The organism is Kutzneria sp. NPDC051319, from assembly GCF_040682195.1.
Taxonomy (GTDB): Bacteria; Actinomycetota; Actinomycetes; order Mycobacteriales; family Pseudonocardiaceae; genus Kutzneria.
Genome location: NZ_JBFBAM010000018.1, coordinates 117,307 through 135,012, shown reverse-complemented (window position 1 = coordinate 135,012; position 17,706 = coordinate 117,307). Strand labels below are relative to the sequence as shown.

General features: G+C 70.6%; 17 protein-coding genes and 1 pseudogene. 8 read left to right on the top strand and 10 right to left on the bottom strand.

Translation table 11 applies throughout. From position 1 onward, the window contains the following. Positions 1-2 precede the first annotated feature (2 nt). Genes AB0M73_RS20755 through AB0M73_RS20745 form a run of 3 tightly spaced genes read left to right on the top strand, consistent with a single transcriptional unit; the run spans position 3 to position 2,460 of the window. Complete coding sequence (locus tag AB0M73_RS20755; RefSeq protein WP_363892652.1) at positions 3-671, top strand: response regulator transcription factor; 669 nt, start codon at positions 3-5, stop codon at positions 669-671. After that, positions 664-1,773, top strand: a complete 1,110-nt coding sequence (locus AB0M73_RS20750; protein WP_363892650.1) for a HAMP domain-containing sensor histidine kinase — start codon at positions 664-666, stop codon at positions 1,771-1,773. The genes AB0M73_RS20755 and AB0M73_RS20750 overlap by 8 nt, the downstream gene beginning before the upstream one ends. Before the next feature lie 9 nt (positions 1,774-1,782). Beyond that, positions 1,783-2,460, top strand: a complete 678-nt coding sequence (locus AB0M73_RS20745; protein WP_363892648.1) for a helix-turn-helix domain-containing protein — start codon at positions 1,783-1,785, stop codon at positions 2,458-2,460. A 100-nt stretch (positions 2,461-2,560) separates the two neighbouring features. On the opposite strand, the gene AB0M73_RS20740 is transcribed toward AB0M73_RS20745, so the two are convergent. Both AB0M73_RS20740 and AB0M73_RS20735 read right to left on the bottom strand, forming a co-directional pair. Further along, on the bottom strand, positions 2,561-3,016 hold the full coding sequence (locus AB0M73_RS20740) for a pyridoxamine 5'-phosphate oxidase family protein (RefSeq protein ID WP_363892646.1): 456 nt from the start codon (positions 3,014-3,016) through the stop codon (positions 2,561-2,563). 49 nt (positions 3,017-3,065) lie between these two features. Then, on the bottom strand, positions 3,066-3,278 hold the full coding sequence (locus tag AB0M73_RS20735; RefSeq protein WP_363892644.1) for a hypothetical protein: 213 nt from the start codon (positions 3,276-3,278) through the stop codon (positions 3,066-3,068). Positions 3,279-3,439: 161 nt separating this feature from the next. Between AB0M73_RS20735 and AB0M73_RS20730 the strand changes: the two genes are divergently transcribed. Then, positions 3,440-4,321, top strand: a complete 882-nt coding sequence (locus tag AB0M73_RS20730; protein ID WP_363892642.1) for a trypsin-like serine protease — start codon at positions 3,440-3,442, stop codon at positions 4,319-4,321. A gap of 75 nt (positions 4,322-4,396) precedes the next feature. Here the strand turns inward: AB0M73_RS20730 and AB0M73_RS20725 are convergent, their stop codons facing one another. Both AB0M73_RS20725 and AB0M73_RS20720 read right to left on the bottom strand, forming a co-directional pair. Continuing rightward, positions 4,397-6,211: a M1 family metallopeptidase gene (locus AB0M73_RS20725; RefSeq protein WP_363892640.1), complete on the bottom strand. Its 1,815-nt coding sequence runs from the start codon at positions 6,209-6,211 to the stop codon at positions 4,397-4,399. Positions 6,212-6,467: 256 nt separating this feature from the next. Beyond that, positions 6,468-7,358, bottom strand: a complete 891-nt coding sequence (locus tag AB0M73_RS20720; protein ID WP_363892638.1) for a DMT family transporter — start codon at positions 7,356-7,358, stop codon at positions 6,468-6,470. A gap of 41 nt (positions 7,359-7,399) precedes the next feature. Here AB0M73_RS20720 and AB0M73_RS20715 point away from each other — a divergent pair, with 41 nt between their 5' ends. After that, positions 7,400-7,903, top strand: coding sequence for a MarR family transcriptional regulator (locus AB0M73_RS20715; protein WP_043715389.1), 504 nt, complete (start codon positions 7,400-7,402; stop codon positions 7,901-7,903). Here the strand turns inward: AB0M73_RS20715 and AB0M73_RS20710 are convergent. Together AB0M73_RS20710 and AB0M73_RS20705 are read right to left on the bottom strand one after the other, a co-directional pair. Then, complete coding sequence (locus AB0M73_RS20710; RefSeq protein ID WP_363892635.1) at positions 7,900-8,601, bottom strand: GNAT family N-acetyltransferase; 702 nt, start codon at positions 8,599-8,601, stop codon at positions 7,900-7,902. The genes AB0M73_RS20715 and AB0M73_RS20710 overlap by 4 nt on opposite strands. A gap of 117 nt (positions 8,602-8,718) precedes the next feature. Beyond that, on the bottom strand, positions 8,719-9,681 hold the full coding sequence (locus AB0M73_RS20705) for a cysteine synthase family protein (protein ID WP_363892633.1): 963 nt from the start codon (positions 9,679-9,681) through the stop codon (positions 8,719-8,721). A 22-nt stretch (positions 9,682-9,703) separates the two neighbouring features. On the opposite strand from AB0M73_RS20705, the gene AB0M73_RS20700 reads away from it, so the two are divergent. Then, on the top strand, positions 9,704-11,107 hold the full coding sequence (locus tag AB0M73_RS20700; RefSeq protein ID WP_363892631.1) for a PLP-dependent aminotransferase family protein: 1,404 nt from the start codon (positions 9,704-9,706) through the stop codon (positions 11,105-11,107). Here the strand turns inward: AB0M73_RS20700 and AB0M73_RS20695 are convergent. Both AB0M73_RS20695 and AB0M73_RS20690 read right to left on the bottom strand, forming a co-directional pair. Further along, complete coding sequence (locus AB0M73_RS20695) at positions 11,104-11,910, bottom strand: methyltransferase domain-containing protein (protein ID WP_363892629.1); 807 nt, start codon at positions 11,908-11,910, stop codon at positions 11,104-11,106. The two genes, AB0M73_RS20700 and AB0M73_RS20695, sit on opposite strands and share 4 nt — an antisense overlap. Next, positions 11,907-13,085: a cytochrome P450 gene (locus AB0M73_RS20690; protein WP_363892626.1), complete on the bottom strand. Its 1,179-nt coding sequence runs from the start codon at positions 13,083-13,085 to the stop codon at positions 11,907-11,909. The genes AB0M73_RS20695 and AB0M73_RS20690 overlap by 4 nt, the downstream gene beginning before the upstream one ends. A 165-nt stretch (positions 13,086-13,250) precedes the next feature. Between AB0M73_RS20690 and AB0M73_RS20685 the strand changes: the two genes are divergently transcribed. Together AB0M73_RS20685 and AB0M73_RS20680 are read left to right on the top strand one after the other, a co-directional pair. Next, positions 13,251-14,456: an NAD(P)-binding domain-containing protein gene (locus tag AB0M73_RS20685; protein WP_363892624.1), complete on the top strand. Its 1,206-nt coding sequence runs from the start codon at positions 13,251-13,253 to the stop codon at positions 14,454-14,456. Continuing rightward, the gene (locus AB0M73_RS20680; RefSeq protein ID WP_363892622.1) at positions 14,441-16,372 is read left to right on the top strand and encodes a thioesterase domain-containing protein; all 1,932 of its coding nucleotides are present in this window, start codon (positions 14,441-14,443) and stop codon (positions 16,370-16,372) included. Before AB0M73_RS20685 ends, AB0M73_RS20680 begins: the two co-directional genes overlap by 16 nt. Here the strand turns inward: AB0M73_RS20680 and AB0M73_RS20675 are convergent. Then, complete coding sequence (locus AB0M73_RS20675) at positions 16,353-16,952, bottom strand: TetR/AcrR family transcriptional regulator (protein ID WP_363892619.1); 600 nt, start codon at positions 16,950-16,952, stop codon at positions 16,353-16,355. The two genes, AB0M73_RS20680 and AB0M73_RS20675, sit on opposite strands and share 20 nt — an antisense overlap. Next, positions 16,953-17,668 (bottom strand): annotated as a pseudogene (locus AB0M73_RS20670) (SDR family oxidoreductase). Positions 17,669-17,706: the final 38 nt, after the last annotated feature.

Here is a 17,706-nt window from a genome sequence, read left to right as displayed (position 1 = left end):
CGATGCGCGTGCTGATCGTGGAGGACGAGCCCTACCTGGCCGAAGCCGTCCGGGACGGCCTCCGGCTGGCGGCGATCGCGGCCGACATTGCGGGCGACGGCGACACCGCGCTGGAGCTGCTTAATGTCAACTCCTACGACCTGGCGGTGCTCGACCGCGACATCCCCGGCCCCTCCGGCGACGAGGTGGCCCGGCACATCGTCGCCGCCGGCAGCGGCATGCCGATCCTCATGCTGACCGCGGCCGACCGGATCGACGACAAGGCCTCCGGCTTCGGCCTCGGCGCCGACGACTACCTCACCAAGCCGTTCGACCTGCGCGAGCTGGTCATGCGACTGCGGGCGCTGGACCGACGGCGCGCACATGCCCGGCCGCCGGTGAGCGAGATCGCCGGCCTGCGGCTGGATCCCTTCCGCCGTGAGGTTTTCCGCGACGGACGCTACGTCGCGTTGACCCGTAAGCAGTTCGCCGTGCTCGAAGTGCTCGTCGCCGCCGAGGGCGGTGTGGTCAGCGCCGAGGAGTTGCTGGAACGGGCCTGGGACAACAACGCCGATCCCTTCACCAACGCCGTCCGCATCACCGTTTCCGCACTGCGTAAGCGTTTGGGCGAGCCCTGGCTGATCGCCACGGTGCCCGGCGTCGGCTACCGCATCGACAACGCCGATGACTAGGCGCCCCGGGCTCAGCGCCCGGTGGAAACTCGCCCTCAGCTACGCCGGGTTCCTCCTCATCGCCGGCGCCGCACTCCTGGTCGTGGTGTGGATGTTCCTGTTGCGCTACATCCCGGACAAGAGCAAGGGCCTGCTGGGAATCGACCCCAACCGCTACCTGCTCGTGCGGATCTTCACGCCCGCCGCGGCCGTGGCCATGATCTTCCTGCTGGTGGTCGGCCTACTGGGCGGCTGGCTGCTGGCGGGCCGGATGCTCGCGCCGTTGACCCGGATCGCCGACGCCGCAAGGAAAGCCTCGAACGGAACGCTGTCCCATCGGATCCGCCTGGCCGGCCGCAAGGACGAATTCCGAGAGCTCGCCGACGTGTTCGACACCATGCTCGAACGACTCGAGTCCCACGTCGCCGAACACCAGCGGTTCGCGGCCAACGCCTCCCATGAGCTGCGCACCCCGCTGGCCATCTCGCGGACGCTGCTGGACGTCGCCCGCAACGACCCCACGCGGGACAAGGCCGAGGTCATCGAACGCCTGCACACCGTCAACACGCGGGCCATCGACCTCACCGAGGCCCTGTTGCTGCTCAGCCGCAGCGACGGCGGGAGCTTCGCCCGCGAGCCCGTCGACCTCTCCCTCATCGCCGAGGAGGCCGCCGAGACGCTGCTCCCGCTGGCCGAACAACGCCGGATCACCCTCGACGTCACCGGCCCGACAACACCTGTTGTCGGCTCCGCCGCGCTGATCCTGCGCATGGTGACGAACCTCGTGCAGAACGCCATCGTGCACAACCTGGCCGCCGGCGGCACCGTCACCGTGCACACCGAATCGCAGCCCTCGGCGGCGGTGCTCCGGGTCGAGAACACCGGCCATCCGCTCCCCGCCGACCTGGTGCCGACCCTGACCGAACCCTTCCAGCGCGGCACGGAACGGGTGCGCACCGACGAGCACGCCGGCGTCGGCCTCGGGCTGGCCATCGTGCACAGCGTCGTCCGGGCTCACGACGGCGCCCTCGAACTCACACCCCGCCCCACCGGTGGTCTCGTCGTCACGATCCGCCTTCCCGGGGCCACCGAGGGTGAGAACTCCGTCGTCGGGGTCCGATAACCTGCCGGAGTGTCGTCGGATGAGGTTCCGCTGCGGCGGGACGCGCGGACCAATCTGGAGCGGGTGCTCGGGGCCGCGGCCGAGGTGTTCGCGGCGCAGGGCCTCAGCGCCACGCTCGCCGACGTGGCCAAGCACGCCGGTGTGGGCGTCGGCACGGTGTACCGGCGGTTCGCCAACAAGGACGACCTGATCCACGACGTCTACGCCGACCGCGTCCACGCCACCGAGAAGCTGGCCGAACAGGCCAGCCTCGCCACCGACGTCTGGGACGGCTTCGTTCAGTTCTTCGAGCAGTCCATTCTGGAGCTGGCGACCGACCGGGGCCTGCGGGAGCTCACCACCGGCGGCTACACCGAGTCGCTGGGCTGGGCCCGCGGCACTCCCCCGACCCGGCTGGCCGAGCTGCTGGAGCGCAACCACAAGACGATGGGCGTGCACCTGATCAAGCTGGTGCGCCGGGCCAAGCGCGGCGGCGTGCTGCGCAAGGACTTCCAGGCCAGCGACATGATGGTGCTGTCGCTGGCCGTGCAGGCGGCCATGGCCTTCGGCGGCGAGGAGCGGCCCCAGCTCCACCGCCGCGCCCTCGGCTTCATCCTCGACGGCCTGCGCCCGTCCCGCACGGAGCCCACCGCCCTACCGGCCGCCGGCCTCACCGACACGGACCTGATGAAGTTCCGCCGCCGCTGAGCTACGCCCCCTTCCCGCACGTGAGTGGCTCATTTCGCGCCCGGCGCCACCTGAGCCACTCACGTGGGGGCAAAAGGCGAAATGAGCCACTCAGGTGGGGCTACTCGCGCTCGATCTGGCGTAGGCCGTCGGCCGGCGTCCACCACTCGACTACCAGCAGGGTCGCCGCCTCGTTCAGGTGGGTGTGCACGACCTCGGTGATGTCGGCCCGGAACTTGTCCCCGTCCGGTCCCTCGGTGACCGGCCCGGCCGACACGGCCCGGCCGGCGATCTTGGCCTCGCCCGGCCACGCCGCCTCCTGGCCGTCAACCGGGTCGACGGTGGCGCCGTGCAGGGCGAACCGGGGGTCCCGCCGCAGGTCGGCGCCCTTCCGGGCCCGGGCCATGGACCCGAACACCAGCTCGCCGTCCTCGAACACGACCTCGATGCCGGAGATGCGCGGCGAGCCGTCGGCCCGCAGCGTGGCGATGGTCTTGTGCCGATGCGCGTCGAACAGGGCCCGCACGCGCCGCGCGAACTCGGGCTCGGCCTGCTCGACGTCCCGCCAGGCGGTCATGCGCCCATGATCGCGCGCCAGGACGCCGGACGCCACAGCTCCACCGCCATCAGTCCGGCTCGACGTCGATGATCAGCACGGCCGGCACCAGGTCGCCGGTCCCGTCGGCGCTCCGCACCGGGATCCACTGCTCGTCGGTGCCCGGGTCGACGATCACGGTCCCGCTGGCCACGCCCCGGCGCACGGCGCCGACGGGGTACCGGTTCAGGTCGAAGTACGCGACGACGGCCCCAGCTGCCGGATGTTCCCAGTCCTCGTCCATGGACCGGGGGTACCCGGACGGCCCGGGACAATTCCGCGACGTGGACATCGGCGTCCACTAACCGCCGGCAGTTGTCCGTTCGGGAACGTTCGTCCGTGAACCGGGTCGCATATTCCGCGAATCACGCAACCTTTTCGCCATCACGCACGTATCAACCAGACATGAGCACGCTTTCGCGCCGGCCGGCGCCCGTGCGCCTGGGGGCCATCGCGGCCGCGGCCGTACTCGGCGCGGGCATCGCCTGCGCATACACCGTGAGCACTCCGTCACGGACCGTGCCGCGTAACGCCGTGCTCACGACCGGTAGCACCGACCGCCCGGCCCAGCAGCCGAAGGTCGTCACGGCCACCACGACGACACCGCCGCCCGGCCCGAGCGCGGTGCTGCCGTTCAACGCGAAACTCACCTCGCAGGACATTCCGCTGCCCGGCGGCGGGATACGCAGCGGGGCGTGCAGCGGTTCACTGATTGCGCCGGAATGGGTAGTGACCGCGGGCCATTGCTTTCATGACGTGAATGATGTAAGGATCGGCGGCGCGCCCCAATATCACATGACCGTGACGCTGGGAAAGCTCAAGGACAGCGATCCGGGCGGGGAAAGCGCGACGGCGGTGGACGTCCGCCAGTCCCCGCTCAACGACCTGGCCGTGGTCAGGCTGGACAAGGCCGTGACCGACATCAAGCCGCTGGAGCTGGCCAGCAAGCCGCCGGCCGTCGGCCTGCCGCTGCAGTTCGCCGGCTGGGGCTCCATCTCGCCGACCGTCGTCGCCCCGTCCGACCACCTCAAGCGTGGCCAGTTCCGGGTCAAGGTGCTGCACAGCACCGTGCTCGACGCCGAGCCGACCGTGGCCCGCACGGTGGAGAACAGCCCCTGCCCCGACGACTCGGGCGGCCCGTTCTTCGTCTCCGAGGACAACGTGACCGGCACGCTGGTGGCCATCGTGGACAACGGCCCGGCCTGCCCGCAGCCGGGCCTGGAGGTCGTCGCCCGGGTGGACGTCGTGTTCACCTGGATCCACCAGCAGATCGACCCGGCCCGCTGACCCCCGCCATGCAGGGAAGGACGCCTTACCCTCGTTGACCGCGGGTAAGGCGTCCTTCCCTGCATCAGTGGGGCCTCAGCCCTCCACGCGGTGCGAGGTCCAGAACGACGTGAGGTCGGTCGAGCCGGCCGCCGCCTGGGCCGCGGCCTTGAACTCGGCCACGGTGGACACGCCGTACCAGTGGGACTGGGCGTACGACTTGAGCAGGGTGGTCATCGCCGTGTCGCCGATCAGCCGCTGCAGGTCGTGCAGGGTGCACTTGCCGTAGTTGTAGACCACGGTGGAGTACCGGGACGAGTGCGCGTCCCAGTAGGCCATCGAGTTGGTCAGCTTCTCGGCGCTGGACTGCCAGCTGATCGAGCAGCCGGCGCCGGTCACGCCGCGGTAGAGATCCGTGGCGTAGTCGGTGAAGCCCTCGTCCAGCCACGGCGAGTTGTACTCGTCGTCGCCGACGATGCCGTAGAACCACTGGTGCGCGATCTCGTGCGGCAGGGCCACAGTGGACACGAGGTCCATCACGAAGCCCGGGTACTCCATGCCGCCGAACCAGAAGTTGTTGTCGATGACGGCATCCAGCTCGCCGTACGGGTAGTCGCCGAACCGTCCGGAGTGGACGTCGACGGCGTCGGCGGCCAGGTTGAGCATGGAGGTGGCGTTGCTGCTGGAGATCCCGCTGACCGAGTAGACGTTGACCCGCACGCCCTTGCCGGAGGTCTTGGTGATCTTCGCGAAAGGCCCTGCGGCCCAGGCGAAGTCACGGACCTTGGAGGCCACCGCGTGCGTGGTCGTGGTGCTGCCGCTGGTGGTCTCGGTCGAGGTGCCGGTGGCCGGCGTGAGCAGGCTGGTCGGGTGCACCAGGGTCACGTCGAAGTCGCCGATGACCGTGTAGAACGACTCGCCGTTGTTGGTGTACGGGTCCAGGTGCCAGCCCGAGCCGTCGCGCACCGCCAGCACCGGCAGCGCGTTGCCGATCATGCTGAACGCGCCGTCCTTGCCGAATCGGTCGGCGCCGCTGGGCACCGAGATGCTCAGGTCGAAGGCGATGGTGGCGGATTGGTTCTGCGCCAACGGGGTCGGCAGCGTCACCTTCATCGCGGTGCAGCCGACCGTCAACGCCGACGCGGTGCCGCCGGTCAGGTTGGTGACGGTGATCGGCGTTGTCGGGCAGGAGCCGTGGTAGTTGTCCCACAGCCGCAGGTAGACCTCGGGCAGCGCGGTCGCGGAGCCGTTGGTGAAGGTCACGCTCTGGTGCCCGGTCCACGTGTCGCCCGCGGCGTTGGACGTCAGGTTCACCGTGTACGCCGGGTTGATCGGCGTGCGGGTGGTGTCGGTGGGCGGCGGCCCGCCGGTGCCGGTGGTCAGGGCGAAGTCGTCCAGCGCGAAGTTGGTGGCCAGGCTGGAGTCCTCGCGGCCGGTCAGGCTCAGCGTCACCGTCTGACCGAGGTAGCGCGACACGTCGACGGTCCGCTGCACGTAGCCGGTGTTCTTGTCCAGGTTGGAGTAACTGGCCACGGTGTCGGAGCCGATCTGCACCGCCAGCGTGTCGTACTTGGTGCTGGTGGTCGTCTCCTTGGTGTCGATGTGCGACCAGAACGTCAGACTCGCCGACGAGCAGCCGCCGGGCAGCGTCACCGACTGGGACAGGGTGTCGGTGTGGGTGGCGCCGGTGCCGTCGAGCCGGGCCAGCCTGGCCCCGCCGTGGGACGGCTCCGCCGTGGTGGAGGCGACGATCGCGGCGGTCGACCCGGTCCACGTGCCGGCGTCCTCGAAGCCGGCGTTGCCGATCACCTGGTCACCGCAGGCCGCGGCCTGCGCCGGCGGGGTCACCGCCACAAGTCCGAAAAGTCCGACCGCCAGCGTGAGGGCAGCAGGGAACGCCCGGCGTCTCATGGGGATTCCTTTCGTGGCCCCGCCCGTCGGGGCCACGGACAGGTTCCCGGTTGCCCGTTCGGCCAACAACCCGCCATCAGTACTGTTTCCCCCCAGGCGGGGACAATTCGATCGGATGGCGGCCCACCGGCCGGAACCCGAAGCGGCGGGCCAGTTCCAGGGCCGCGTCCCGCCGGCTGCCGCCGACCGGGACACGCTCACGCCGCTCGCCGCCGCCACCGGCGCGATCACCAACCGCGCACCATGCCGGCCGTCCTCACCCTGCCCGGTTCGAAACCGCCTTGCGCCCGCTATGAATCCGGTTCACCAGCGGCTGGCCCAGCAGCAGACCGATCAGCACGAGCGCGATGCCTGCCACCTGCCGCCCGGTCAGGCCGTCCCCGGCGACCAGCGTGCCCAGCAGCACGCCCGTGACCGGGTTGAGCAGCCCGATCAACCCCACGGTGCCCGCGGGCAGGTGCTTCAGCCCCGCGAACCAGGCGGCGAAGGCGACCGCCGTCGCCACCACGGTGACGTACCCGAAGCCGAAGATCGCGTTCACGCCGAGCGCCGGCGGCGCGCCCTCGACCAGCACGGCCGCCGGGACCAGCAGCACTCCGCCCCAGGTCAACTGCCATGCGGTCGACGCCAGCACGTCCACCTCGCCCGCCCACCGCCGGGCCAGGATGTAGCCGACCGACGACAGCGTCATCGCCGCCACGGAAGCCATGACTCCCAACAGATCCACCCGGGCCGCCGATGTGAGCAGCATCAGGCAGGCCCCGCCGATCCCGACAACCGCGCCGACCAGCGCCGCCGACGCCGGCCGCTCCGCGTTGATCAGCCAGGCCAGCAGCATCAGCGCCACCGGCGACGTCGCCATGATCATCGACGCCAGGCTGGTCGGCAGGGCCTGCGCCGCCACGTAGATCAGCGTGAAGAACACGCTCGTGTTGAGCACGCCCAGCACCAGCGACTTCCACCACCACCGGCCCTTCGGCAGCTTTCGACAGGCCGCGAGCAGGATCAGGCCCGCCGGCAGCGCCCGCAACACCGCCCCGTACAGCGGATAGCCGGCCGGCAGCTGCTCGTGCGTGACGAGGTAGTTCGTCCCCCAGGCCACCGGCGCGATCGCCGTCACCAGGCTCCACTTCACGGTAGCTTCCATGGAAGCTACTTTATACCTTCCCGGGAAGCTATTGTGGCGGGGTGAGCGAGCCCAGGGACCACGTAGCCCGCATCCAGGCCGAATGGCGCCGCGAACGGCCGGATCTCGACGTGTCGCCCCAGGGCGTCATCGGCCGCCTGCACCGCGTCGGGGCCCTGCTCACCGACCAGCTCACGGCCCTCTACCAGCGCTTCGGGCTGTCCGAGGGCGAGTTCGACGTGCTCGCGGCCCTGCGCCGCGCCGGCTCCCCGTTCGAACGGGCGCCCGGCGAGCTCGCGGCGTTCACCATGGTCACCACCGGCGCCATGACCAAGCGCCTCGACCGTCTCGAAGCCGCCGGCCTCGTCACCCGCCGTCCCAGCACCGCCGACGGCCGCGGGCGGGTCGTCGCCCTCACGCCCGCCGGCCGCGCCCTCATCGACGAGGCCTTCGCCGCGCACATGCGCAACGAACGCCGCCTGCTGGAGGACCTCTCCCCCGCTGAGGCGGCCAAGCTGGAGGAGCTCCTCACCGTGTGGCTGGCCCGCCTCGAACCGCCCCGTTAGCCGACCTTCTCCAGCGATGGCACCCGGGCCATCACGAACACCGGCCGCCGGTGCACCCGGAAACCCAGCGACTCGTACAGGCGGATCGCGCCCGTGTTGGTCTGGGTGGCGTGCAGGAACGGGACCTCGCCGCGGGCCTTGATGCCCGCGACGACGGCCAGGACCAGCCGCGCGGCCAGGCCCTGGCCGCGATGATCGGGGTCGGTGCAGACCGCGCTGACCTCGGTGAAACCCGGCGGGTGCAGGCGCTCGCCGGCCATCGCCACCAGCGCCCCGCCGCGGCGGATGCCCAGGTAGGTGCCCAGTTCGATGGTGCGCGGCAGGAACGGCCCCGGCTGCGTGCGCTCCACGAGATCGAGCATTTCCGGCACGTCGGCCGGCCCGAGCGTGATCGCCTCCGCGTCCTCGACCCCCTCGACGCCGGCGTCGACGAGCTGCACGGCCGGAAACTCCGCGACGATCTCCCAGCCCTCCGGCGGCGTCACCTCGCCGGCCGTGACCGTCACTTCGGCCCCGGGCCCGGCGAAGGCCGCCAGGTCACGCCATGCGGCCTCGTCCGGCCGGTCCGGCAGCGCCAGGAACGGCGCCACATCGGTCTGGTAGCGCAGCACCTGCCCGTGCCGCTCCGCGAACCGCGCGTGCGGCCCGCTCAGCGAGCTCCAGACCGGGTTGTCGAGCGCCGAGAACGAGACGGTCATGCCCCGATCATCGCCGAGACGGCGTCGATCCCGCCGAGGCGTCCACTCAGTGGACTCCAATCCAGCCAACAGTGTCCGGAGGCGGCCGGCACGTATCGGGCGTGGTGGTCCTCCGGGTCAGCCAGGCCACAGGTCGGTCGACAGGTACTTCAGCCCCGAATCCGGGACGACAACGGCGATCGTCGCCCCGGGCAGGTCGGTCCGCAGCAGCTGGAGCGCGGCGGCGACGTTGGCCCCGGCGGAGAAGCCGGCGAAGATGCCCTCGCGCGTGGCCAGGAGACGCGAGGCCACGCGGGCATCGTCGCCGCTGACCTGGAGGTGGCCGTCCAGGCGCAGGCCTTGGAGGTGCGTGAGGTCGGCACGGGCGAAGCCGCCGCCCTGGATCGGATGGCTGGGCTCCGACACCGGCTGGCCGGCCAGCGCGGCGGCGCCGGCCGGTTCGACGGCGTAGCAACGGATCGACGGATCGCGCTCCCGGAGGAACCGCGTCACGCCGGCCAGACACCCGCCCGTGCCGACAAAATCGACGAACGCGTCCAGGGAACCGCCGGTCTGGTACCAGATCTCCGGTCCCGTGCCGGCGTAGTGGGCCTCCACGTTGCTGTGGTTCTCGAACTGGTGCGACCGGAACGCGTCGCGCTCCTCGGTGATCCGCTGTGCCTCCAACTCGACCAGCTCAAGATCAGCCCCGGACACGCGGCCGGGAACGGAATCGGGGAGCTGATCGACGAGGACGACCTCGGCCCCCAACGCGGCGATCATCCGTGCCCGCTCCGCGGAACTACCCCGCGACAGCACGGCGACGAAGGGATGTCCTAAGACCGCGCAGGCGATCGCCAGACCGGCGCCCGTGTTGCCACTGGTGAGCTCGACGACCGGCTGGCCGGGCCTCAGCACGCCCGAACGTTCGGCGTCCTCGATGATGCGCCGGGCGACACGGTCCTTTTTGGACGCCCCGGGATTGAAGTACTCCAGCTTGGCCAGGACCGTGCCGTCCACGTCGGCGGTGAGCCGGTCGAGGCGGACCATGGGGGTGTTGCCGATGGTGTCGAGGACCGAAGCCGCTACCGTCGACGGCACGATAGCGCTACTCTGTTCTCTCATGTCGGAGAGTAGCAGTTCGGCCCAGCTCGCCGATACCCTGCGAAACGAGCTCGATCGCTACCCGCAAGGTGGAAAGCTGCCGTCGAGCCGGGCACTGGTCGAACGCTTCGGGGTCAGCCCGGTGACGGTCTCCCGGGCGCTGGCCGAGCTGGTCGCCGAGGGCTTGGTGGTCACCCGTCCCGGCGCGGGCGCCTTCCGTGCGGCAACCGACCGGCCAACGACCACAGTGGACACTTCCTGGCAGGAGATCGCCCTCAACGGCGAACCCGCGCCGCACATCGCCGACGCCACCGGCATCACCGCCAACCTCGCCGTGCCGCCGCCGGGCGTGATCGCCTTCAACGGCGGCTACCTGCACCCTTCGCTACAACCCGAGCAGGCTCTCGGGGCCGCAGTCGCCCGCGCCGCGCGCCGCCCCGGGGCCTGGCAGCGGCCGCCGTTGGAGGGCCTGACGCCGCTGCGGGCCTGGTTCGCTCGCGAGGTCGGCCTCACCCCGGCCCAGGTCCTGATCACCGCCGGCGGCCAGGCCGCGCTGGCCACCGCCCTGCACGCCCTCACCCCGCCGGGCTCGCCCGTGCTGGTCGAGTCGCCGACCTATCCCGGCGCGCTCTCCATCGCCCGGGCCGCCGGCCTACGCCCCGTCCCCGTGCCGATGGACCAGGACGGCGTGCGCCTCGACCTGCTCGAAGACGCCTTCGCCGCCACCGGCGCCCGGGTCTTCTACTGCCAGCCGCTGTTCCACAACCCCACCGGCGCCATCCTGGCCGCCGACCGTCGTCGCCGGCTGGTCGACATCGCCCACGCCGCCGGCGCTTTTGTCGTCGAGGACGACTACGCGCGCCGGCTCGGGCACGGCCTCCCGCTGCCGCCGCCGCTGGTCGCTGACGATCCGTACGGCACGGTCGTGCACATCAGCTCGCTGACCAAGCCCACTTCGCCCAACCTTCGCGTCGGCGCCCTGATCGCTCGCGGCCCTGTGTTGGAACGCCTGCGCGCCACCCAGGTCGTCGACACCTTCTTCGTGCCGCGGCCGCTCCAGGAGGCCACCCTCGACCTCGTCGGCACGCCCTCGTGGCAACGCCACCTCCGCGGCCTCGCCCCCAGCCTCCGTGACCGCCGCGACGTCATGCTCACCGCCCTGCACCGCCATGGACTCGCCGTCCGCTCCCCGCTCGGCGGCTACTACCTGTGGCTTCGCCTCCCCGACGGCACCGACGAAGCCGCCGCCGTCGCCACCTGCCTCCGCGCCGGCGTCGCCGTCTCCCCCGGCCGCCCGTACTTCGCCGCCGAGGCCCCCGAACCGCACCTCCGCCTCAGCTTCGCCGACACCGCCGGCCCGGACGAGATCAACGAAGGCGTCAGCCGTCTGGCCCTCGGCGTCGAAGCAGCCGGCGTGAGCTAAGGGCGGTGCGCGTTGATCAGGATGTAGCCGTACTCGGGCAGGTCGGCCACGGGATGCAGCAGCACGTCGATCAACTGGCGGGCCGCTTCTCCGTGTTGCTCGACGAGTTCCGTCTGGCGAGCGCGGATGCTGGCGGCCAGGTGGCGCATCGTTGGGCGGGTGTGCTCGCTGACGTCGATCACCTGGTCCAGCACCAGACCGGCCTCGCCGATGAACGCACGGTAGTCGTCCACGGTCGGCAGCGCGCTCAGGGCGAACTTCGTCAGGGCGTCGTCGAAGGCCTCGCGGTGGTCGGGGCTGAGCGGCGCGCGCTGGAGCAGGTCGGCGATCACGAGGCGTCCGCCGGGACGCAGCACGCGGCGAATCTCGCGCAGCGCCCGGTCCCGGTTCATGTGCAACAGCGACTCGAACGCCCAGGCGGCGTCGAAGTTGCCGTCACGGTAGGGCAATTCGAGGGCATCGGCCTCTTCGAAGCGGATCCGGGCACCCACACCGGCGGCCTCGGCACGGCGGTTGGCCTCCAGCACCTGGCCGAGGTTGATCGACACACCGGTGATGTCGGCGTCGACCTGGGACGCCAGCCGGAGGGCCGGCTCACCGATGCCGCAGCCGACGTCGAGCATCCGCTCCCCGGGTCGCAGGGCGAGCAGGTCGATCAGCACGTCAGTCATCCGCCGCACGGCAACGGCCACCGGCTCGTCGTCGGAAAGCCAGTAGCCGTAATGGAAGTTGACGTCCCAGGAACTCAGGAGCACGTGCGTGTACACGTCGTAGAAGTCGGACACCTGCTTCGGCGACGTCATGACAGCACCACCGGCAGCCGGTCGACACCACGGGTCAGAAGTGTGAACTGCCAAGGGATCTCGTCCGGCGGCACGGCGAGCCTCATCGACGGGAAGCGGCTGATCAAAGCGCCCAGCATCTCCTCGCACTCGACCCGGGCCAGCGCGGCGCCGAGGCAGTAGTGCACCCCATGCCCGAAGCCGAGGTGGCTGCCGACGACCCGGCTCAGGTCGAGGCGGTCGGCGTCGGCGAACTGCCGCTCGTCCCGGTTGGCCGACAGCAGCGACAACATCACGACCTCCCCGGCCGGCACGGTCGTCACGCCGAAGTCCACGTCTTCCCTGGTATAGCGGAAGGTTCCCATGTGCACCGGCCCGTCGAACCGGACCAGCTCCTCGACGGCGTTGGGCAGCAAGGAGGGATTCTCCCGCAGCAACGCCAGTTGCCCGGGGTGGTCGAACAGGGCCAGCAGGGCCGTGCCGACGAGGTTGGCGGTGGTCTCGAAGCCGCCGATGACCATCACCGCCAGCAGGGAGACCAGGTCCGGCTCGGACAGATCCTCGTCGAGAAGATCGCTGACCAGATCGTCGCCGCGCGACACCCGCCGGTCGGCGATCACCCCGGTCAGGTAGTCGTGCAGGGCGTGCCCGGCGGCGCCGTACTCCGCGACCGACCGGGTCGACATCGACACAAGCGTCTCGGTCCAGCCGCGCAGCCGGTCCGCGTCGGCCACCGGCAGCCCGAGCAGCTCGCACATCAACAGAATCGGTAGTGGCCGTGCGATTTCCGTGACGAGATCGATTCGGTCACGGCCGGCGACCGAGGTCAGCAGAGAGTCGACGATCTCCGTGACGCGGGGCCGAAGTTGACGTACGCGTCGAGTGGGGAAGGCCGCGGTGGCGATCTTGCGCAGCCGGGCGTGCTCGGGGGCGTCCATGCTGAGCAGGTTGACGGCGATGGACGGCGGCAGCGCCAACAGGGCCTTGCCCTCGTCGCCGCCGTCGCCGAGGATGTCCCTGGCCGCCACGACGTCCTTGCTCAGCCGGGGATCGGCCAGCCCCGCCCGGACGTCGGTGTACCGGGTCACCAGCCACACCCGCATGCCGTTGGGGGTGACGGTGGCGCACACCGGGGCGGTCTCCCGCAGCCGAGCATAGGTCGGGTGCGGGTCGCGCACGAAGGCTGGATCGAACACTTCTCCTTCCTAACCAACCGCCCGGACGCCCGCCAGTGGCCGAAGGGGCCGGCAGCGAACCGGGACTCTGGACGGAAGTCCCCTCGACCGACTGCCCACCAGATGGTAACGCGGAGATCGTGGCCGACGACTTCACGCGCAACTCTCATCCACAGTGGAGGTCGCGTGACATCCGTTGCCGTCATCGGGGCCGGGCCGTACGGGCTGTCGATCGCCGCGTATCTGCACGACTACGGTGTGAACACACGTGTTTTCGGTATCCCGCTGGACACGTGGCGTAGTCACATGCCCGCCGGGATGCTGCTCAAGTCCGACGGGTTCGCCTCCAACGTCTACGACCCCAAGTCGGCCGGCACGCTGGCCGAGTACTGCCGGGAACGCGGGATCCCCTACCACGAAACGGACATCCCGGTCCCGCTCGACGTGTTCAGCGACTACGCGATGGACTTCCAGCGCCGGTTCGTGCCCGGCCTGGAGGAAGTTCTGGTCACGAGCCTGACACGGAACGGGAACTGCTTCCTGCTGAAGTTGACGGACGGTCAAGAGGTGCTCGCCGACCGTGTCGTGTGCGCGGTCGGGATCAGCCATTTCGCCGCGCTGCCAACGGAACTGGCCGGCCTGCCGCCGGAGCTGGCCAGCCACGCCTACGACCACCACGAGCTGACCAGGTTCGCCGACCGGCACGTGACGGTGATCGGCGCGGGCGCGTCGGCCGTGGACACCGCCGTGCTGCTCAGCGACAACGGCGCCACGGTGTCCCTCGTGGCCCGCAGCAACGTGGTGAAGTTCGGTGGAAAGCCCGAGCCCCGGGGGCTGTGGGAGAAGCTGCGCAGCCCGTCCTCCGGCGTCGGACCGGGCCTGCGGAACTGGCTGTGCGAGGCCATGCCGTCGCTGTTCCGTTTCCTGCCGGGGAATCTGCGGCTGCGGCTGATCCGCAGCCACCTCGGCCCGAAGTCGCCGTGGCACATGAAGGCCCGCTTCGACGCCGGCGTCAGCACGCACCTGGGCCGGGAAATCGTGTCGGCGCGGGAAGTTGACGGCCGGGTAGAGCTGGACCTCGGCGGCGAGACGCTGACGACCGATCACGTGCTGGCAGCAACCGGTTACTATCCCGACCTGGCCCGGCTGGCGTTCCTCTCCGACGACCTGCGGCGGTCGGTCCGCAGCCACGCCCGGATGCCGATGGTGTCGCGGTCGTTCGAGAGTTCCGTGCCCGGGCTGTACTTCGTCGGTCCCGCGGCGGTGAACACCTTCGGCCCGCTGATGCGGTTCATGGTCGGCGCGGAGTACGTGGCGCCGCGGATCTCCCACCACCTGGCCCAGGGTGCGCCGGCCATCCGCTCGCGACGAAGGCGGTGGCTGGTCCGTTGATCGTCTACAAGGCGGGTGGGGTGCGGATCGACCTCGAACGCGAGGGCACGGCCGGCACCTTGGTGCTGGTGCCGGGCCTTGAGGGCGATCCCGCGGAGCTGGCCGGTGTGATCGCCGGCTACACCGGTCCGGAGTCCGTCTACTGTGCCGCGCCGATGCTCGTCGACGACAACGGCGAGGCCATCGAGACGGTCGAGCGGATGGCGGAGCTGATGGTGGCCGCCCTGGACGAGGTGCTGGGCGGGCCTTATCACCTGGGCGGCTACTCGTTCGGCGGGCTGATCGCGTGGGAGATGGCCCAGCGGCTCAAGGCTTCCGGGCGTCCCGCGGGACACGTGTTCCTGATCGAGGCGATCTTCGACGAGCGGTTCTGGAACCGTCGACTGTGGCTGGTCGCCATGCGGCGGCGGGGTCTCAACCAGCTGGCGCGGATCCGCCAGTTGCCGCCGCGTCAAGCCGTCGCCGAGTTCGGTCTGCGCGGGCAACGACTGCTGCGGCGGCTGGCTCGGCGATCGGCCGGCGGCGAGGCGACATCCGTGTCATCCGGTGAGACGGATGCGGGGCAGCGGGCGTATCGGTCGATGCCGCGCTACCGACCGTCGTTCTACGACGGCGCGGTGACGGTGGTGGCGGCCACCGACAACCGGCATTTCGGTTGCGACACGGCCGAATGCTGGCAAGGGCTCGCCCGTGAGATGTACGTGCGGCGGGTCGTCGGTGATCACCTCACGATCGTCAGCGCGGCCGACGCGGCCGACGCGGTGGCCGACGGCATCGCACGAGACCTCAACAAGGGCCCTGGTGTTCGGCCCGAGCCGGGGTTCGAGCGGGTGCTGATCGTGTCGACCATGCGGTGGTTCTCGGCGGCCCGGCTGGCCGACGCGATGATCGAGTCCGGGTTCACTGTGTGGGTCTGCCGGCCGTCCGGTCATCCGCTGGAGGTGGTGGACGGGTTGGCCGGCTCGTATCCGCTGCACAAGTCCCGTCCGCTGCGGTCGATCGCCCGGGCCATGGCGGCGGCGCAGCCGGATCTTGTCGTGTGTGACGACGAGCGGTCGCTGGTTCTGTTGCGGCGCCTGCATTCTCGGCGTCCGCACGACGAACTGCTGGCCCGGTCCCTCGGCGAGTGGACGCGGATGGTGTCCCGGTCCGGTGTCGCCGAGGTCGCCACTGACGCCGGCGTTGACGCGCCGGCAACCACCGTGATCACCGATCCTTCGGTTCTGCGGTCGTTTCCGGTGGTGCTCAAGACCGACGGCAGCTCGGGTGGGCGAGGTGTCGCAGTTGTGGAGCAGGCGTCGCTGACGCGGGCGTGGCGAAGCATCTCACGGCCGCCGGCGCCGCACGTGGCCGTGAAGCGGGCGTTGGTGAACCGGGAACTGCACTCCCTCACCGCCACCGTGTTGCGGCGGCGGCCGACCGTGAACGCGCAGGAGTTCCGTGCCGGCAAGGACGCCATCGCCACGGTGGCTTGCCGTGACGGCGAGGTGTTGGCGTTGGTGTGCTTGGAGGTCGTGCTCGCGGAGGAGGTCCGGGGGCCGTCGGCCGTGGTCCGGGTGATCGATCATTCCGGCATGGCCGAGGCCGCCCGGCGGATCGTGCATCGCCTGGGGCTCAGCGGCTTCTGCGGTCTCGACTTCGTGCTCGGCGAGGACGGCGTCGCGTGGTTCATCGAGCTCAACGCCCGCGTGACGCCGACCTGCCATCTGCTGTTCGACGCCCCGCGCCCGCTGGGGCAGGTCATCGCCCTGTTCCCGCTCGAGCATGGCGCCTCCGCTTACGTCGACTGCGTCGATGTGCCGGTGCGGGCGCCGCTGCTGGCCGAGCGTGGGCGGCAACTCCTGGTCCGGCAACAACATCCGGTGTTCCGACGGGTCCGGCAATGGACCAGCCGGGCTAGGCCGGAGCTGCCCTAGGGTTTTCCACGAGCACGCGCAACGCGGTGCGGGCGGCGTCGAGCATCGCCTCGTCCCGCACCGCCAGCGCGAGCACGAACACACCTTGCACCAGGGCCAGCACCGCGTCCGCCAACTGCTCGACGGCGAGCCCGCCGCGGACGTCGCCGCGTTCTTGCCCGCGCCGCAACAGTTCCCGTAGCGGGACCTGCCACTCCCTGACGTGATCGGCCAGCACTGCCCGGAATTCCGATGAGCCGGCGGACATCTCCGTCGACAGCTTGCCGAACAGGCACGCCCGCTGGTACTCGGAGCGCGTGAACGCCTCGGCCATGTCGGTGAAGTAGCCGACGAGCACGTCCGCGGTCGGCAGGTCCGCCTTGGCCGTCCAGCTTTCGAGCAGGTCCAGCTGGAAGGTCAGGTAGCGCCGCAACGCCTCCTTGGCCAAGGCCTCCTTGGACCCGAAGTGGTGATAGAAGGAGCCTTTCGGCACGCCCGTCGCCGCGAGGATGCCGTCGACCGTGGTGCCGTGGAAGCCGTGGCTGTAGAGCCGGCGCGTGCCTTCACGCAGCAGCTTTTCCCGGTGCGGCAGCGCTTCCATTCAGATTTCGACACCCATGCCGACGGTCGTGCTCAGGCCGCCGTCCAGCGGGATGACCGCGCCCGTCATGAAGGTGGTGGCCGGCGAGGCCAGGTAGATCGCCGCCGCGCCCACGTCCTCCGTGCGGCCCACTCGGCCGACCGGGCTCTTGGCGCGGATCGCGTCCCCGTGCTTGTCCAGTGTCGCGTCCATCATCTTGCTGGGGAACGGGCCCGGGGCGATCGCGTTGACCAGGATCTTCGGCGCCAGCTCCGCCGCCATGTGCCGGGTCAGGTGGTGCAGCGCCGCCTTCGAGGCCGAGTACGAGAAGTTCTTGAAGCCCGGCACCATCAGGCCGTCGATCGAGCCGATGTTGACCACCCTGGCCGGGTCGTCCTCGGTCGCCGACGCCTCCAGCAGCGCCCGCCCCAGCTGCGTCAGCACGAACGGCGCCCGCACGTTCAGGCCCAACACCTTGTCCCACGCCGAGTCCGGGAACTCGTCGAACGCCGCGCCCCACGTCGCCCCGCGTTGTTCACCAGCACGTGCAGCTCCCCCGCCCGCTCCCCCACCTCCCCGATCAGCCGCTCGCACTGGCCCCGCTCCGACACGTCCGCCGGCAGCGCCGTCACCTCTCCGTACTGCGACAGCTCCTTCTCCGCCGCCGCACACGCCTCCGCCTTGCGCGACGACAGGAACACCCTCGCCCCCGCCCGCAGGTAGCACTCCGCGATCATCTTCCCGATACCGCGCGAGCCCCCCGTCACCAGCGCCA

Coding starts and splice junctions, on each gene's coding strand:
- AB0M73_RS20755 (WP_363892652.1), top strand. CDS start 3: ATGCGCGTGCTGATCGTGGAGGACGAGCCCTACCTGGCCGAAGCCGTC.
- AB0M73_RS20750 (WP_363892650.1), top strand. CDS start 664: ATGACTAGGCGCCCCGGGCTCAGCGCCCGGTGGAAACTCGCCCTCAGC.
- AB0M73_RS20740 (WP_363892646.1), bottom strand. CDS start 3,016: ATGACCGCCTGGCGGGACGTCGAGCAGGCCGAGCCCGAGTTCGCGCGG.
- AB0M73_RS20735 (WP_363892644.1), bottom strand. CDS start 3,278: ATGGACGAGGACTGGGAACATCCGGCAGCTGGGGCCGTCGTCGCGTAC.
- AB0M73_RS20730 (WP_363892642.1), top strand. CDS start 3,440: ATGAGCACGCTTTCGCGCCGGCCGGCGCCCGTGCGCCTGGGGGCCATC.
- AB0M73_RS20725 (WP_363892640.1), bottom strand. CDS start 6,211: ATGAGACGCCGGGCGTTCCCTGCTGCCCTCACGCTGGCGGTCGGACTT.
- AB0M73_RS20720 (WP_363892638.1), bottom strand. CDS start 7,358: ATGGAAGCTACCGTGAAGTGGAGCCTGGTGACGGCGATCGCGCCGGTG.
- AB0M73_RS20710 (WP_363892635.1), bottom strand. CDS start 8,601: ATGACCGTCTCGTTCTCGGCGCTCGACAACCCGGTCTGGAGCTCGCTG.
- AB0M73_RS20700 (WP_363892631.1), top strand. CDS start 9,704: ATGTCGGAGAGTAGCAGTTCGGCCCAGCTCGCCGATACCCTGCGAAAC.
- AB0M73_RS20695 (WP_363892629.1), bottom strand. CDS start 11,910: ATGACGTCGCCGAAGCAGGTGTCCGACTTCTACGACGTGTACACGCAC.
- AB0M73_RS20675 (WP_363892619.1), bottom strand. CDS start 16,952: ATGGAAGCGCTGCCGCACCGGGAAAAGCTGCTGCGTGAAGGCACGCGC.